This window comes from Synechococcus sp. CC9605 (assembly GCF_000012625.1).
Lineage (GTDB): Bacteria > Cyanobacteriota > Cyanobacteriia > PCC-6307 > Cyanobiaceae > Parasynechococcus.
In genome coordinates this window covers 614,959-629,379 of record NC_007516.1, presented here as the reverse complement: position 1 = coordinate 629,379, position 14,421 = coordinate 614,959, and the positions used below count along the sequence as shown (strand labels likewise).

Sequence of the window (14,421 nt, the reverse complement as noted above, 5' to 3'; positions counted from 1 at the left end):
CTCCCTTGAGCCGAGACATCCCGCCCCAGGAACAAAACCGCAAATGGTTTCGCAGCCATCTGCTCAACCGGGAACTGGAGTTGCAGGAGCTTTATGACCTGCCGCAGGACGACCTGGATCTTCTGATGGCCGAGACGGCTGAGATCCGATCAGACCCTGAAAACCGATCACGCAGTCATGGACGCTGGTGCACCGCGGGCTATGTGCTGGAGCTGGCGAGGATCATCGATGCTCGTCGGGCCCGGGAACCGATCAGCTGAGTATCGCCCCTGACCCATGCGGCTCAACTCCAAGGCATCAACAGGGAGTCACGTGCTTTTTCTAGACGTCCCAACCATGAGCGGCGAAACTGAAAATCCTGCCGGAGCAATTTCAGCACCCTTTTTTGATAACTGATCTTGCGCGGCTCATTAGCAAGCAGCTGTTGCATTGCGTTGATTTCACAACGGATCGTGCGGTTCCGATAAACCCTTTTGATCTTCACAACACTGTCGCGCAACGCTCGCTTGGAAACCTCAGGATCACCCTCAACATTGGCCCGAAGACGATCCAACATCGAACGATCCAACGCCATGCCGTACGGGTCAGCCTGCGGAGGAATGGAATCAAGAACCTTCAGCAGATAAGCGACACGAGCATGACGGCTAGGGAAATCCAATGATTCAGCATTCCCGCTGAGGTTGACTGGCTTTCGCCCCGAACTCTGCGCCAGGGTTCGCTTCACAACACCACCCTCTTTCAGCAGTAGGTCATCAAGACCGCGAAGGTAATAGTGCTGCACAGGAAAGTGCTGTCCCTGAGCAATGCCCAGTCTCCGCCCAGATCCATTGGTATTGGACTCATGAAGACGAAGCAACTTCAGAGCAGATGTTTTAACGATCGATTTTACCTGAGGAAAAACAAAAAATTTCTTTTGACTGGACTCAAAGAAGTCGTCATCAAGTGACGCTGTTAGCCGCCATGGCATCGACAATGATTCAACTTTTTCTTCAACAAGAAAGTCGAACAAGCCTGGATGCAGATATTCATCAGCATCAATAACAGCGACATAATCTTCACGAATCAGATCCTGAAGAGAGCTGATCCTCTGCCCGTCAGACTCGTGGACAGCGACACCGTTACGCGCAAAAATTTCTCGACATAGCGGCGCAGCCCCCGGAGCGAGCACCGGATAAAAAGCATCAACCCCTAAGCGGCGGTGGTGATCAATGAAAGACTGGAGAAAGGGAGCCTCACCATCAAAAACACGAACCGCTATGGCAAAGCTGCTCACTCAAACCAAAGATTTTCATTCAAATTACCACAAACACCTGAACCAAACATCTTCAGTGCTGGATTTTTGGCAGGAACTCACAATTTCAGAGACATCATCAAGACAGGTTTGTGGCTTGCATCACCCAAAGCAAAATCTTGCGATCTCCTCATCAGCGATAGTTTTCAAACTGCAGGGGAACATCCAATTCATCTTCCTTGCCCTTCACCAGCTGAATCGCAGCCTGCAGGTCATCCTTGCTTTTGCCCGTGATCCGCACACTTTCCCCCTGGATCGCCACCGTCACCTTCTTGAGTTCATCGCGCACCATCTTGCTCAGTTTCTTGGCGATCTCTTGACTCAACCCCTTGCGCAGCTTCACCACCTGCCTCACCCGATTTCCCCCCGCGGTTTCCGGGGTCTGGAAATCGAAAATCTTCAGCGAAAGGTTGCGCTTGGTGGCCTTGGTGCGCAGCACATCCTCCACCGCCTGAAGGGTCATATCACTGGCCGTGGTGATCACCAGCTCCGTCTCCTCCAGATCAATCTCCGTGTTGGAATCCTTGAGGTCGTAGCGGTTGCCCACATCACGACGCACCTGGTCGAGGGTGTTGACCAGCTCTTGCCGGTCGAAATCGGACACCACATCAAAGGAATAGGTGCTGGCCATGGCTCGCGCTGTTACCTGGCTCCAGCTTAGAAAGGCGCGGTTTGAAGCCCCAACAATGTCGCTGCTGCAGCTGTTCACCGCCACGGATGCGGCGCCCTACGCCTGGTCGTTGGTGCTGTCCGGTGGTTACGTTGTGGCCAGCATCCTTCCCCTGGGGGCAGCCCGGTCGGCCGCCAACTTCGAAATGAAAGACATGGCCGCCCCCCGAGCCATGTTCGATCGCTATCCGGCCTGGGGCAAACGGGCCAGCTGGGCCCACCAGAACAGCTTCGAGGCCTTCAGCCTTCACGCCCCAGCGGCTCTGTTGGCCCTGACCGCAGCACTGCAAACGGGCACGTTGCCTGCCACGGCCGTTGTCGCAGCTTTTGCCCATCCCGTGCTGCGGCTCGCCTACATCGCCGCCTACGTGGGCAACATCCCGCCAGCGCGGGGACTGTGCTGGGCCAGCGGCCTGCTCTGCAGCGGGATTCTCTACAGCGAAGGGCTGAAAGCACTATTAATTGGTTAACGGTGCCGCCTTGGCACGATCGACAATCCGATTGATCAACCGATTTAGCGAACTTTCGCCAATGCAGATAGTTTGAAGGATGAGTTTTTGAAGCGTTATGCAAACTTGGCGGAAGTGCAGTTTGCTTACGAGTGGCATTGCTCTCTTGATGTGTGTCCTGGCTGGTTCATCGACAGCATCAGAGCGACGTACAGCTATCCCACTGGATTTCCTCACCACCCGCGAGGCCTCCGACTCAAATCTCCCCGGATGGTGGAACGGTCGTCTTCGTCTTGGAAGAGCCCGGTCCGCAACCAAAAGGAGAACCCTGGCGCGGCGATCAAGATCTTTGGAGGGTGCCGGCCGATGGCAACGCTGCCCCCCAGCGCTGGATCTCCAGTCCTGAGCGTGACTGGTCGCCGCGATGGTCTCCGGATGGAACACGGTTGGCCTTCCTCTCCCAACGAAAAACCATAGGGTCGACCGAACCGAGAACCCAGATTTACCTGGTCAATGCAGATGGGGATCAACTGCATCAATTGACGCAACTAAGCGGAAACATTTCCCAATTTCGTTGGTCTCCTGATGGCAGAAGTGTGGCTTTTTTAAGTACCCAGGATCCGACTGTAGAAGACGGTGACCCCCAGCTGTCGAATCAGCCCCGACCCCTCACAAAGCTCAACCGCATTTCAATTTCCGGAGAAGAACTGAGAGTGATCTCACCATCCGGTCTGAATGTGATCGACTTTGATTGGTCACCGGATGGAACCAGAATCGCCGCTCTGATCTCTCCAACGGCCACAAATGAGGATGTGGTCAATACCAGACAACTTGTTGTTCTGGACAGCGACACCGGTGAGGTGGAACGGCGTTTTTCAAACCGCATCGGCTGGAATTCTCCATTGCTCTGGTCTCCAGATTCAAAATTCATCCATGTCGACATATGGAGTCCATCACCCGGAGATGCCTGGTCACCAGCATTGATATCGACTGACAACGGTCAGAGCCGACTTTTACTGGAGGGAGCCAGAGCAACATTCAGTGATCCCCGCTGGTCCGCCGACTCCCGTTTTTTAATGGGGCAATTACTGAAAGAGAATCAGACCACCCTCGTCAAGATTGATCGAGAGACAGGATTACGCCAGAACTTAAGCCCATCCGGAGTGAGCGTGTTTGCAAAGGACACCTACTCATCCCACGCAGCTTCCGGCGATTTCGTTCTTCTCAAAGCCTCACAATCAACCCCTCCCGACCTCTGGATAATCGGTTCTAACAAGCCCCCCAAACAGCTCACCCGTTTGAACCCGAAGGTTGAACAGATCAGATTTGGTGCTGTGCGTGATGTGCATTGGCGCAATCCAAATGATGGCAAAAGGGTGCATGGATTTGTTGTCCTTCCAGTTGGCCATCAGCCTGGTCGTCGTTATCCGATGGTGACAATTCTCCATGGCGGCCCGACATCTGCGTGGCAACGCGGATGGCCTGATGGATTTACAGATTGGGGGCAGTTGCTTGCTGCCAAGGGCTACATCACTTTTTTTCCGAATGTGCGGGGATCTCTCGGCGCTAGTGTTGATTACATCAATGCAAATACAGGAGATCTTGGCGGAATTGATTTCATCGATGTCATCAGCGGAGTGGATCATTTGGTTGCCGACGGACTAGCCGACCCTGATCGCCTCGGCATTGGGGGCTACAGCTATGGCGGTTATCTAAGCTCCTGGGCCATCACGCAAACAACACGCTTCAAAGCCGCAGTATCCGGAGGAATCATTGCTGATTGGGTTAGTTTCTATGGAACCACAGATATTCCTCATTATCTGAGAGTTTTTCTTGAAGCACCCCCCTTCACTGACCAATCACTGGCAAGAGCACGATCTCCAATCAACCATTCAGCGAAGGTGACAACACCGGTTTTGTTTTATGCCGGCAGCCATGACACACGCACACCCCCAGGCCAAGTGGATCAGATGCATCGAGCGGTGCAGGATGCCGGAGTCACAACACTGAAGGTGATCTATCCAGGGGAAAGACATGGATTCGTAAACCGAACCCAAAAATTAGATCTCATGCACCGCATGCTGAGTTGGTATCAACGCTATTTAACAACACCTGATTGACAGCAACTTATCTGCAATCTCTCTATCTATGGTTATGGGTTTAGAAATGCCAGTAGGTTGAATCGCTCAGGGAGCCGATCCCACCACACCCACTAGCAATGGAAAAGAACCATGAATTTCCCTGAAGCCAAACCTGTTACCTAGTCGAAATACAGAAGGCTCACCACCTTCCCCATATCCTCAGCCGTTCGAGCACTGGCCAGCAGCGTTTCACTGTCATGAAAGGCCAGGCAGATCAACTGATCACAGCGGTTGATGATCTCTTGATTGCACAAACTGCTGGCCATGGGCAAAGGCAGATCGTCCTGCTCGGGCTTGTCCACCAGGTGCAACACCCGATCGAGAAGATCTCTGATTTCAGGCACCTGTCGGTCGAGGCTCTGGGGCAACAAGACCGTGAGTTTGGAAGGATCCACCTCCAAACATCCACGAATCACCGCAGCATTAACGCCCTGGGATCCGGAGGTGACCAGGGAGTGCCCTTCCTGAACGAGAGAGCGCGCCACCAACTCGATCAGGTGAACCGCCACAACGGGCACATGGCGGCTGCCGAGGATGGCGATCCTTCGTTGGCTTTTGTCCTGCAGAAGAGCGAGTTCCTGCGCAAGCGTGTCAACCCGATCAAGAGCCGGCAGATCCAGTGACTGACCCAAGGAAAACTTGCCGCCTGATTTCATCGGAAGTTAGCAACCATCAGGCGTGCTGAACCGTCAGATTCAATGCGCTGAAAAGCTGATCGAGCTTGCAGTGCTCTTCCACAAGACGGAAGGCATAGGTGGCCTTCACAGCTTCATGCAGGCGCACATGGCCGAAGGCCTGCTCAATCACCCCCACCGTGGCCAGAGTGTCGTGCTCGACCTTGAGTAAGGGCACGTCCAATTCCTCCGCGCGATTGATCAATTGAGGAAGAGGTTCACCAGCGCCAGTGAGAATTAGACATTGGGTTGAGGCCTCCAGAGCGGCCAGCTGGATGTCGGTGCGATCCGCCCCTGTCACCACAGCCATGTTGCGTCGTTTTCGGAAGAACTCCATGGCCGAATTCACATTCATCGCGCCGATGCTCAGGGTTTCCACCAGCAGTTCCTGCCGTTCCTTGCAGCAAATCACCCGGGCATTCAGCCGCCGCACCAACTCGCCGACGGTGACGCTGCGAAGCAAAGGGGAACGGGGCATGACACCGAACACCTGCAAGCCCAGCCCCTGCAAGGCAGGAACCACCTGTCGCTCCAAGCTTTCGACCTCCTCTGGCGTGACAGCGTTCAGCACCACTCCAACCAGACGGTCGCCCAGGATCTGCTTGGCCGCCAACAGTGCATCCACACTGCGGCTGTCCTGCCAGAGGTGCACCAAGACGACCTTGGCATCCAACCCTGTGGCCAGCTGCGGAAGGCTGAGGCCGTACAACAATCCCTCCTGGAGGCTTCCCGCACATTCCAGGAGGGTGAGTCCCTCATCAGCCTGAATGTGCTGGCGCAGCTCCGCGAAACCTTGGCCAGCGTCCAACTCGCCCTGGCCAAGGCGCTGGGCAGCTGTTGTCGGCGACAGCAGATGCATCGAAGGAATCAGACGCTCAGGCGGCAGATTGAGCGTTTCACCAACAAAGCGAACGTCGTCATCGATGAGCGGTTGAGGCAGCGGCCCCTGGTTCGGATCCCAATCCAGGCTTGTGGCCAGGGGCTTTCCGAACCTGATCTGCTGTCCGGAACGGGCAAGCTGCTGGGCAATTCCAAGGACGAGAGCTGACTTCCCACTGAACGGCTCACACGATCCGATCAACAGTGTCGTTCCCATGGAGGTGATGCCTGTCATTGCCGAATCTAGGCCTGTTCTGGTGCATCTCCGCGCTCGATCAACAACCACTGCCAGAACCCATCGGGCAGATCAGGCTCCGATGGTTGGAGATGGGAACAATCCATGAGCCAGGTCACCAGCTGATGAGTGGTGACGGCGAAATCAACATTCCCCTCGGGATGACCGGGAAAACAAAGCTGGCAGTCCAGCCTCTCCATCGGTGCATCAACCCCATTCCAACGGAGTTCGTAAGGATGTCCATCGCTTCCGGCCACCGGACGCCGCCCCTGCAGTGCGCCACGCCCCAGGATCTGCAGCGCTGCGAAGAGATCTTGCTCGCGACTGACCCCACCGCAGTAGGGAGCAAACAGAACCAGTTGGGCGGCGTCTGACACAGCTGGTGCTCGATTCTTGCTCCGCTCGCTTCAAGGATGCCCCAAGCTGGCCCCATGGCCCAGTCCCCTTTCCACGGCAAACGGATCGGCATCACAGGCGCTCGTGGAGCCCTTGGCGCAGCCCTGGCCCGTTGTTTCCGTGCCGCAGGCGCCCACGTCACCGGATTCACCCACGGTTCCACTCCGCCAGAGCATCCGGAGGGGCCACATCGCTGGGTGAGCTGGAGCTGCGGAGAGGAAGCCAGCCTGGATGAGGATCTCGCGGCGATCGATGTTCTGATCCTGAATCACGGAATCAATCCGCAGGGCGGTCAAAGCCCCGATGTGATCAATCAGGCGCTGGAGATCAACACCTTGAGCAGCTGGCGGCTGATGCAGCGATTTGAGGCCATCAGCAGAGCATCTCCGCAGGTCAGCCCGAAGGAAGTGTGGGTCAACACCTCGGAGGCTGAAATCCAGCCTGCCGTGAGTCCTGTTTACGAGCTCACCAAGAGGATGCTGGGACAACTGGTGAGCATCCGCGGCGCGGTGCTTGATGCCTCAGGCCGGGAGGCCCTGATTCTGCGCAAGCTGGTGCTGGGCCCCTTTCGCTCATCGCTCAATCCGATCGGGGTGATGGGCGCTGATTTCGTCGCAGGTCAGGTGCTGCGCCAGGCGGGCTGGGGATTTCGCCTGGTGATCGTGACGCCAAACCCCCTGACCTATGTTTTGATGCCTCTAACCGAGCTTGGACGGCGGGTCTACAGCCGAATCCTCAGTCGCCCCGATCCGTGAGGATTTCGCATCCATCACTCGTCACCAGAACGGTGTGCTCCCACTGCGCCGAGAGGGAGCCATCGCGGGTCACAACGGTCCACTGGTCTCGCAAGGTGCGGCATGCCTTGCTGCCGGCATTGAGGATGGGCTCAATCGCCAGGGTCATGCCAGGACGCAGGGTGACGTTGGGAAGCTCATCGGTACGGAAATTGAACACGGAAGGTTCTTCGTGCAGGTTCCTGCCAACTCCGTGGCCGGTGTAGTCCTCCACAACACTGAAACCGTTGGCCTTGACGTGGTCTTCAACGGCTCCAGCGATGTCCAGCAATGTGTTGCCTGCTTTGACCTGGCTCAGGCCAGCCATCAAGGCTTCCTTAGCAACGCGGCTCAGGGTCTGTGCTTCCTGGGGCGCGTTTCCAACGCAGATCGTGATGCAGCTATCGCCGTGGTAGCCCTCGAAGTAGGCGCCGGTATCCACCTTCAGAAGATCGCCCTGGCGGATCACACGCTTCGGGCTCGGAATGCCATGCACCACTTCGTTGTTGATGCTGGCGCAGATGCTTGCCGGAAAACCGTGATAGCCCTTGAAACTTGGGGTCGCCCCCATTTCGCGGATGCGTTTTTCGGCATAGGCATCAATATCTCCCGTTGTCTGGCCGGGCTCCACCATTCCCATCACCTCGCGCAGCACGGTGGCGACGATGTGGCTGGCCTTGCGCATGATCTTGACTTCACGGGCTGATTTGATCTCAACACCGCGACGCTTCTGAATGCGCGGACCGGTCGCCGTCACCTGCCCCTGCGCTGCCTGGGTGGATGCCAGAAGATCAGCAAACAGATTCATGGCTCAACCCAATATCCGTCACGCTATCAACAGCAACCGAATTGATGCCGGTCATGTCGCTGCTTGTGCGCTTGCGTGAACTGCATCGGAGCGTTGCACCTTTCGTTCTGGCGCCTTTGCTGGTGACGGTGTTCTCCGGTGTCAGTTACCGCCTAGCCCGGGACTGGTTCGGAGCCAGTCGGGAACAAGTTCACTGGTTAATGGTGGTGCATGAAGGGGAATGGCTCGGTTCCACGCTGGAACCGATGGTTGTTCTTCTCAACGCCATCGGCCTGCTGTGGATGCTGATCACAGGGATGGTGCTCTTAATAGAGCGATGGCGTCGAAAGGTACACTCATAGTTTGGCGATACAACGCGGAGCTGGGATGGCAGCCGATTCGAAGGACACAGCGGTGACCGACGAGAACACCGAAACGGCTGTGGAAGCAGCACCAGAGGCCACAGTGGCGAAGTCCAGCAAGGCTTCAAGTGCTGCTGCCAAGAAACTGAGCCCCGAAGCTCTGATTCGCTCCTTTGAGTCGTCTCAGCAGAAGGATGATCTTCCTGAGATCTATGTGGGTGACACCGTGCGCGTTGGCGTTCGCATCAGCGAGGGCAACAAGGAGCGCGTTCAGCCCTACGAGGGCGTGGTGATTTCCAAGCGCCATGGCGGTCTCAACCAGACCATCACGGTGCGCCGGATTTTCCAGGGCATCGGCGTTGAGCGGGTGTTCATGCTGCACAGCCCCCAGGTGGCTTCCATCAAGGTGGAACGGCGCGGTAAAGTGCGTAGGGCGAAGCTTTTCTATCTGCGGGAACGGGTGGGCAAGGCCACCCGCGTGAAGCAGCGCTTCGATCGCTGAGGTTTCGACCTCGTTCAATCAGTTGCCAACTTCAACGTTGGCTGAGGGGTACATCGCTTTGCGCCGTTAGTTCAGTTGGTAGAACGCAGGTCTCCAAAACCTGATGTCGGGGGTTCGAGTCCTCCACGGCGCGTCCGATGTTCCCCTCGTGCACTTTCCCGGTTCTGAGCATGGAGTTGGATCTTCAACCTGGTGATGTTGTGAAGGTGTTGGAGTCAGCCGCCCTCGGCTGGGTCCGCGCCCGAGTGATACGCGTCAAGTCCGGCGGCCGTGTGGTCGTACAAAGCGATCAAGGTCGTGAATTCACTGCCCGCGGCAATCAGGTTCGACTCATAGAGCCTGCAGGATTCCGTCCCTGATCCCTTGAAAACTCGGTGATGAACCGATGCTTCCCTCAATTCCCGGCGACCATGTCACCGGGAATTTTTTTTGGCATCACACGGATGACAAAACAGGGAGGATCCACCCTCAGTTGTTGACGGAGGGCAGGGCAACAGTTGATACTGATCAGGTCGCACAGGCGACACAGATCAGATTCTTCCGAGCGCGTCTCGCGAGTTCTGAATCAGATCTGGGACCGTAGTTCAACCGGTTAGAGCACCGCCCTGTCACGGCGGAAGTTGCGGGTTCGAATCCCGTCGGTCCCGTTTTCACCACCAAAAGCCTCGATGGTGCGCGTTCGATTGGCCCCCAGCCCGACGGGCACGCTTCATATTGGAACGGCGCGAACCGCTGTTTTCAACTGGCTTTATGCCAAGCACGAGCAAGGGGCATTCGTGCTGCGGATTGAAGACACCGACAAGGAGCGGTCCAAACCCGAGTACACCCAGAACATTCTCGAAGGCTTGCAGTGGCTCGGGATCAACTGGGACGAGGAGCCCGTAATCCAGAGCGAACGGGTGGCGCAGCATCGTGAAGCGATCCAGACCCTGCTCGATCGGGGATTGGCCTACCGCTGCTATGCCAGCGAAACGGAACTCACGGCCATGCGCGATGCGCAGAAAGCAGCCAATCAAGCGCCGCGCTACGACAACCGCCACAGAACTCTGACGCCCGAGCAGGAGCAGGCGTTTCAGACCGAAGGCCGTGAAGCGGTGATCCGCTTCCGCATTGATGACGCTGCCGAAATTCGCTGGAATGATCTGGTGCGTGGGGCCATGAGCTGGCGGGGGTCTGACCTTGGCGGTGACATGGTGATCGCCCGTCGTGCTCCGGCGGATCAAATCGGCGACCCCCTCTACAACCTTGTTGTGGTGGTGGATGACGCCTCCATGGAAATCACCCATGTGATCCGCGGTGAAGATCACATTGCCAACACCGCCAAGCAACTGCTCCTCTACGAAGCGCTGGGCCTGCCCTTGCCGACCTTTGCCCACGCTCCTCTCATCCTCAATGCCGAGGGACGCAAGCTTTCCAAACGGGATGGGGTGACCTCCATCAACGATTTCCGCGCCATGGGCTACACCCCTGACGCCATCGCCAACTACATGACGTTATTGGGGTGGTCCGTGCCGGAGGGCATGGAGGAACAGTTCAGCTTATGTGAGGCCGCGGCCGTCTTTGGTTTCGATCGGGTCAACAAAGCCGGGGCGCGTTTCGACTGGGACAAGCTCAACTGGCTGAATGCCCAAGTTCTGCACGGCTGGACGGCGGACCATCTTCTTGAGGAGCTGACGCCCCTCTGGGCCGAACGCGGTTGGACTCCTCCCAGCGAGAAGAGCTGGTGCCTGGACCTCTGCGCCTTGCTGGGCCCCTCCCTCACCCTGCTCAAAGATGGCGTCGATCAGGCGGAACCGTTCTTTGATCGTCCGGACCTCCAGGAGGATGCGCTCAAGCAACTCGGGATCGAAGGAGCCAAAGCGGCCATGGCCGACCTGCTTCAACGGCTCGAGAACAACCCTTGGGATGGCAGCGACGTCGATCAAGCCAAGGCTTGGCTGGGGGATGCCGCCAAAGCAGCCGATGTGAAGAAAGGGGTGGTGATGAAATCCCTGCGGGCCGCTCTGCTGGGGCGCCTTCAAGGGCCCGATTTGATCACCACATGGTCATTGCTGGCCCGAATCGGTGAGGACCTGCCGCGACTGCGCCGCTGCCTCGGCTGAGGCAGGCTCGTCATCGTCGGCTTCGACCAGGCCAAGAGCCCGAGCCAACGGCTGGGCCGTGAGGCCCTGGAGGCCAACGGTCATCAGGATTGTTAGGAACACCAACCCCTGAAGGCGTCCTGCCCCCAGGATGCCGGCCTGCTCCAAACGAATCGCGAAGAGAGAGGCCACCGCTGCGGTGACGATGCCTCGCGGCGCAAGCCAACCCAGAAAGAGCCGTTGCTCAAGCTTGTAGGGCAACCCGATGGTGGCCAAACCCACGCCGATCGGACGCACCACGAGCATCAACGACAGCACGCAAAGGATGCCGCCCCACCCCAGCGGACTGAGTTCAGCCCAGGAAACGTCAGCAGCCAGCAGCGGAAACAGCATCGTGATCGCCAACTGCGCCAGTTCCTGAATCAGGCTATCCAATTCAGCGGTGTGGGGGCCTGGACGTCGACCTACAACGATTCCCGCCGCCACCGAAGCAGGTAGGGCGGATTCCGGCAGCATCCACTCACTGACGCCGTACATCAGAAACAGCAAACCCAGACTGAGCTGAAGCGGCAGCCCTTTCAACTGATCGGGTTTGAGCCGTCGCAGCAGCTCAGACAGCAGCCAGCCGACGCTCGCGCCAATCAGCACACCACCGCCCAATCGATACAGCAGGCCGAGCATCACTTCACGCCAGCCGTGCAGGTTGCCAAGGACAAGCTCCAACAGCAGCAGGGCTAAAACGGCGCCGATGGGCTCAAGCACCAGACCTTCAGCCTCCAGGACTTCGCCCAGAGGTGGTGCAAGCCGAATCTGACGCACCAGTGGTGTGACCACCGTTGGCCCCGTAGCCAGCACGATGGCACTGAACACAGCCGCAAGCGACCAGCTGAGGCCGGCAAGCCAATGGGCCGCCAACAGACCGCCTCCCAGGGAGATCAACAAACGCAGGGCTGCGATGCGCTGCACCGTGGCCTTGATCGTGTCCCCAGGCAGACGCAGATTCAGGCCGCCGTCGAACAGCACCAGGCTGACGAGAAGACCCACAACAGTTCCAAGCCCTGAGCCGAGATCAAGAGGTTCCACCCAACCCAGACCAGAGCGGCCGATCAGCAGCCCCGACAGGAGCAGCAACACCACCCCAGGAAATTCCGACTTGGCCGCCAGAAAGCGGGCCGCAGCACCCGAGGAGACCGTGACGCCCCAGAGGAGGCCCAGACGCTCAGGCGTCATCGACAGAGGAGAACTGAGGTTCCACTCGCACGCCGATCACGGCTTGGGGGCTCACGACCAGATACTCGCCCTCCAGATCACTGAGGGGCACGTTGACGAAACCGCCCTGGTTCTCGGCATTAACAACGCCTTGATACGACTCCTGAAAGGTCTCGAGTTTCGGAAAAAACACCCGTTCGGTTTGGCCTCCCACAAGGTGGAGATGGACGGCGTAACGGCGGGGCGTACGGGACATCAGCGAGGAAGGACATCCGCCATGGTCCCCACAGGATGACGGATCGGTTCCGGGTCTGCCCAGAGAAAAGGGTGAAGACAGGCATTGCCCAGGGCATAAAGCGGATGGCGCGGTTGGCCCGAGGCCGTCTGCCCCAGCATCAGCGGATGCGGCGAGTTGGGAACGGAGCGTCGGCGTTGCGGCAGCAAACGCTGAATGTTTCCAAGAACCAGCTGAGTCCGGTCCCATCGCGCCCCATTCGCCCCCCACCCACACCAGAGATCGACCCCAGAGGTCCGGGACCAGTGGTTGAACCAGCGGTTCAAGATCGCGTCGTTCAGCCCTCCGATGGGGTCCTTGACCCGCAGCAGCGCCGCCGGAGACGGCGACATCCGGGCGAACAGATTCAGCACCAGCAACTCCCGATATCCCCAATGCCTGGCGAAGCCGATCAAACGGCGCAGGGTCGGGTCATCATGCTGGCCATCTGCTCTCGAGGGATTCAGACCCACGAAAAGCAGACACCCTTCGCCCGTACCCAGGCGGCGCCGCAGCCACCAGCGGTAGAAGCCATCGCTGCTGAGGGACGCTTCAGACGCCGAGCTGTCGGCGACAGAGCTCAAGGATGCGTTCGCTCGCGTGACCATCGCCGAAGGGGTTAACGGCGCGGGACATCTCTTGATAGGCCGTGGCATCCCCAAGCAGCCGCGAGGTCTCTTCCAGGATCACATCGGGATCGGTACCCACCAACCGGGCCGTTCCCGCATCAACAGCCTCTGGCCGCTCTGTGGTGCGCCGCAGAACCAGCACGGGTTTGCCGAGCGCAGGGGCTTCCTCCTGGAGACCACCGGAATCGGTGAGCAACAGGGAGCAGCCTTTCATCGCTGCAACGAGACGGTCGTAGTCGAGAGGTTCGGTCAAAACGACACGGGGATGGCTTCCAAGCAGGGCCTGCAGCGGTTCACGCACCGTCGGGTTGCGGTGCATCGGCAGCAGCAGCGCCGTGTCGGGATAGCGCTCAAGCACCTGCAGCATTCCTGCAGCGATGTCGTTCAGCCGCTCACCCCAGTTTTCACGGCGATGCACCGTGGCGAGGATCACCCTCTGTTGGTCCCAGTCGAGGCCGTCAAACCGAACATCCGGCGCCGATTCCGCCATCAACAACAGCGCATCGATCACGGTGTTACCTGTCACGAAGATCTCCCCGACCACACCGGATGCTTTCAGGTTGGATTGGGCCTTGAGCGTCGGCGCGAAATGAAGGGTCGCGATCTGGGAGAGGAGCCGGCGGTTGGCTTCCTCCGGGAAGGGATCCAGAAGATTGTCGGTGCGCAGACCGGCCTCCACATGACCAACCGGGATCTGCTCGTAAAACGCAGCCAAACCAGCGGCAAACGCCGTGGTGGTGTCGCCCTGCACCAGGACCAATTGAGGTAGATAGGCCTGAAAGTCTTCCCGCAGCCCCTGCAGCGCAGCACAGGTGACATGTGTCAGGGTCTGACGGGGTGTCATCAGATTGAGATCCTGATCCGCCTGGAGATGGAACAGATCCATCACCTGGCCCACCATTTCGCGGTGCTGACCGGTCAGGACGACACGGGTCTGCAATGCATCACAGGCTTGAAACGTCCGGATGACCGGAGCCAGCTTGATCGCCTCCGGACGCGTTCCCAGAACGATCGTGACGCGGGGCTGTTCAGCCATTCCATCCAGACGGACCGCTGGAGTTTACGGGCGT

18 protein-coding genes and 2 tRNA genes are annotated in these 14,421 nt (G+C 58.2%); 10 read left to right on the top strand and 10 right to left on the bottom strand.

The features are described 5' to 3' along the window. The first annotated feature begins 5 nt into the window (after positions 1 to 5). Positions 6 to 260: a hypothetical protein gene (locus SYNCC9605_RS03340; protein ID WP_011363656.1), complete on the top strand. Its 255-nt coding sequence runs from the start codon at positions 6 to 8 to the stop codon at positions 258 to 260. A gap of 23 nt (positions 261 to 283) precedes the next feature. On the opposite strand, the gene SYNCC9605_RS03335 is transcribed toward SYNCC9605_RS03340, so the two are convergent. Beyond that, on the bottom strand, positions 284 to 1,273 hold the full coding sequence (locus tag SYNCC9605_RS03335) for a glycosyltransferase family 2 protein (protein WP_011363655.1): 990 nt from the start codon (positions 1,271 to 1,273) through the stop codon (positions 284 to 286). 151 nt (positions 1,274 to 1,424) lie between these two features. Next, positions 1,425 to 1,922, bottom strand: a complete 498-nt coding sequence (locus SYNCC9605_RS03330) for a YajQ family cyclic di-GMP-binding protein (RefSeq protein ID WP_011363654.1) — start codon at positions 1,920 to 1,922, stop codon at positions 1,425 to 1,427. Between the two features lie 55 nt (positions 1,923 to 1,977). On the opposite strand from SYNCC9605_RS03330, the gene SYNCC9605_RS03325 reads away from it, so the two are divergent. Further along, a complete protein-coding gene (locus SYNCC9605_RS03325; protein WP_041434430.1) occupies positions 1,978 to 2,430 on the top strand; it encodes an MAPEG family protein in 453 nt (150 codons plus the stop codon). A 425-nt stretch (positions 2,431 to 2,855) separates the two neighbouring features. After that, positions 2,856 to 4,529 carry a S9 family peptidase gene (locus tag SYNCC9605_RS13640; RefSeq protein ID WP_257929905.1) on the top strand — a complete coding sequence of 558 codons (1,674 nt, stop codon included), beginning with the start codon at positions 2,856 to 2,858 and terminating at the stop codon, positions 4,527 to 4,529. A 140-nt stretch (positions 4,530 to 4,669) separates the two neighbouring features. Here SYNCC9605_RS13640 and SYNCC9605_RS03315 read toward each other — a convergent pair whose 3' ends face one another. Genes SYNCC9605_RS03315 through ebsA form a run of 3 tightly spaced genes read right to left on the bottom strand, consistent with a single transcriptional unit; the run spans position 4,670 to position 6,715 of the window. Next, positions 4,670 to 5,206: a hypothetical protein gene (locus tag SYNCC9605_RS03315; RefSeq protein ID WP_011363651.1), complete on the bottom strand. Its 537-nt coding sequence runs from the start codon at positions 5,204 to 5,206 to the stop codon at positions 4,670 to 4,672. Positions 5,207 to 5,222: 16 nt separating this feature from the next. Continuing rightward, positions 5,223 to 6,320 carry a phosphotransacetylase family protein gene (locus SYNCC9605_RS03310; protein WP_041435461.1) on the bottom strand — a complete coding sequence of 366 codons (1,098 nt, stop codon included), beginning with the start codon at positions 6,318 to 6,320 and terminating at the stop codon, positions 5,223 to 5,225. A 26-nt stretch (positions 6,321 to 6,346) separates the two neighbouring features. Continuing rightward, positions 6,347 to 6,715 carry a type IV pilus biogenesis protein EbsA gene (ebsA, locus tag SYNCC9605_RS03305; RefSeq protein WP_011363649.1) on the bottom strand — a complete coding sequence of 123 codons (369 nt, stop codon included), beginning with the start codon at positions 6,713 to 6,715 and terminating at the stop codon, positions 6,347 to 6,349. Between the two features lie 36 nt (positions 6,716 to 6,751). Between ebsA and SYNCC9605_RS03300 the strand changes: the two genes are divergently transcribed. Further along, positions 6,752 to 7,489: an SDR family oxidoreductase gene (locus tag SYNCC9605_RS03300; protein ID WP_011363648.1), complete on the top strand. Its 738-nt coding sequence runs from the start codon at positions 6,752 to 6,754 to the stop codon at positions 7,487 to 7,489. Here SYNCC9605_RS03300 and map read toward each other — a convergent pair. After that, positions 7,470 to 8,315 carry a type I methionyl aminopeptidase gene (gene map / locus SYNCC9605_RS03295; RefSeq protein WP_011363647.1) on the bottom strand — a complete coding sequence of 282 codons (846 nt, stop codon included), beginning with the start codon at positions 8,313 to 8,315 and terminating at the stop codon, positions 7,470 to 7,472. The genes SYNCC9605_RS03300 and map overlap by 20 nt on opposite strands. 53 nt (positions 8,316 to 8,368) lie before the next feature. On the opposite strand from map, the gene SYNCC9605_RS03290 reads away from it, so the two are divergent. The 6 genes from SYNCC9605_RS03290 (at position 8,369) to gltX (ending at position 11,260) form a co-directional block, all read left to right on the top strand. Next, on the top strand, positions 8,369 to 8,656 hold the full coding sequence (locus SYNCC9605_RS03290) for a hypothetical protein (protein WP_011363646.1): 288 nt from the start codon (positions 8,369 to 8,371) through the stop codon (positions 8,654 to 8,656). Between the two features lie 25 nt (positions 8,657 to 8,681). Further along, positions 8,682 to 9,158 (top strand): 50S ribosomal protein L19, encoded by a 477-nt coding sequence (gene rplS, locus SYNCC9605_RS03285; protein WP_011363645.1) that lies wholly within the window; start codon positions 8,682 to 8,684, stop codon positions 9,156 to 9,158. A gap of 60 nt (positions 9,159 to 9,218) precedes the next feature. After that, positions 9,219 to 9,291 (top strand) — tRNA-Trp (locus SYNCC9605_RS03280). A 37-nt stretch (positions 9,292 to 9,328) separates the two neighbouring features. Beyond that, complete coding sequence (locus SYNCC9605_RS03275) at positions 9,329 to 9,517, top strand: hyperconserved protein Hcp (RefSeq protein WP_006043540.1); 189 nt, start codon at positions 9,329 to 9,331, stop codon at positions 9,515 to 9,517. Between the two features lie 214 nt (positions 9,518 to 9,731). Further along, positions 9,732 to 9,805: transfer RNA gene (locus SYNCC9605_RS03270), tRNA-Asp, on the top strand. A 21-nt stretch (positions 9,806 to 9,826) separates the two neighbouring features. Continuing rightward, positions 9,827 to 11,260: a glutamate--tRNA ligase gene (gltX, locus tag SYNCC9605_RS03265; protein ID WP_011363643.1), complete on the top strand. Its 1,434-nt coding sequence runs from the start codon at positions 9,827 to 9,829 to the stop codon at positions 11,258 to 11,260. On the opposite strand, the gene SYNCC9605_RS03260 is transcribed toward gltX, so the two are convergent. From SYNCC9605_RS03260 to wecB, 4 genes are read right to left on the bottom strand one after another with little or no spacing between them, the layout of a single operon-like run. Next, positions 11,204 to 12,469: a cation:proton antiporter gene (locus tag SYNCC9605_RS03260; RefSeq protein WP_011363642.1), complete on the bottom strand. Its 1,266-nt coding sequence runs from the start codon at positions 12,467 to 12,469 to the stop codon at positions 11,204 to 11,206. The two genes, gltX and SYNCC9605_RS03260, sit on opposite strands and share 57 nt — an antisense overlap. Further along, positions 12,459 to 12,704, bottom strand: a complete 246-nt coding sequence (locus SYNCC9605_RS03255) for a hypothetical protein (protein WP_041434428.1) — start codon at positions 12,702 to 12,704, stop codon at positions 12,459 to 12,461. The genes SYNCC9605_RS03260 and SYNCC9605_RS03255 overlap by 11 nt, the downstream gene beginning before the upstream one ends. Further along, positions 12,704 to 13,306 carry a DUF1643 domain-containing protein gene (locus SYNCC9605_RS03250; protein WP_011363641.1) on the bottom strand — a complete coding sequence of 201 codons (603 nt, stop codon included), beginning with the start codon at positions 13,304 to 13,306 and terminating at the stop codon, positions 12,704 to 12,706. The genes SYNCC9605_RS03255 and SYNCC9605_RS03250 overlap by 1 nt, the downstream gene beginning before the upstream one ends. Then, the gene (wecB, locus tag SYNCC9605_RS03245) at positions 13,275 to 14,387 is read right to left on the bottom strand and encodes a non-hydrolyzing UDP-N-acetylglucosamine 2-epimerase (RefSeq protein WP_011363640.1); all 1,113 of its coding nucleotides are present in this window, start codon (positions 14,385 to 14,387) and stop codon (positions 13,275 to 13,277) included. Before wecB ends, SYNCC9605_RS03250 begins: the two co-directional genes overlap by 32 nt. Positions 14,388 to 14,421: the final 34 nt, after the last annotated feature.

Coding starts and splice junctions, on each gene's coding strand:
- SYNCC9605_RS03330 (WP_011363654.1), bottom strand. CDS start 1,922: ATGGCCAGCACCTATTCCTTTGATGTGGTGTCCGATTTCGACCGGCAA.
- SYNCC9605_RS03325 (WP_041434430.1), top strand. CDS start 1,978: ATGTCGCTGCTGCAGCTGTTCACCGCCACGGATGCGGCGCCCTACGCC.
- SYNCC9605_RS03315 (WP_011363651.1), bottom strand. CDS start 5,206: ATGAAATCAGGCGGCAAGTTTTCCTTGGGTCAGTCACTGGATCTGCCG.
- SYNCC9605_RS03310 (WP_041435461.1), bottom strand. CDS start 6,320: ATGGGAACGACACTGTTGATCGGATCGTGTGAGCCGTTCAGTGGGAAG.
- SYNCC9605_RS03300 (WP_011363648.1), top strand. CDS start 6,752: ATGCCCCAAGCTGGCCCCATGGCCCAGTCCCCTTTCCACGGCAAACGG.
- map (WP_011363647.1), bottom strand. CDS start 8,315: ATGAATCTGTTTGCTGATCTTCTGGCATCCACCCAGGCAGCGCAGGGG.
- SYNCC9605_RS03290 (WP_011363646.1), top strand. CDS start 8,369: ATGTCGCTGCTTGTGCGCTTGCGTGAACTGCATCGGAGCGTTGCACCT.
- rplS (WP_011363645.1), top strand. CDS start 8,682: ATGGCAGCCGATTCGAAGGACACAGCGGTGACCGACGAGAACACCGAA.
- SYNCC9605_RS03275 (WP_006043540.1), top strand. CDS start 9,329: ATGGAGTTGGATCTTCAACCTGGTGATGTTGTGAAGGTGTTGGAGTCA.
- gltX (WP_011363643.1), top strand. CDS start 9,827: ATGGTGCGCGTTCGATTGGCCCCCAGCCCGACGGGCACGCTTCATATT.
- SYNCC9605_RS03260 (WP_011363642.1), bottom strand. CDS start 12,469: ATGACGCCTGAGCGTCTGGGCCTCCTCTGGGGCGTCACGGTCTCCTCG.
- SYNCC9605_RS03255 (WP_041434428.1), bottom strand. CDS start 12,704: ATGTCCCGTACGCCCCGCCGTTACGCCGTCCATCTCCACCTTGTGGGA.
- wecB (WP_011363640.1), bottom strand. CDS start 14,387: ATGGCTGAACAGCCCCGCGTCACGATCGTTCTGGGAACGCGTCCGGAG.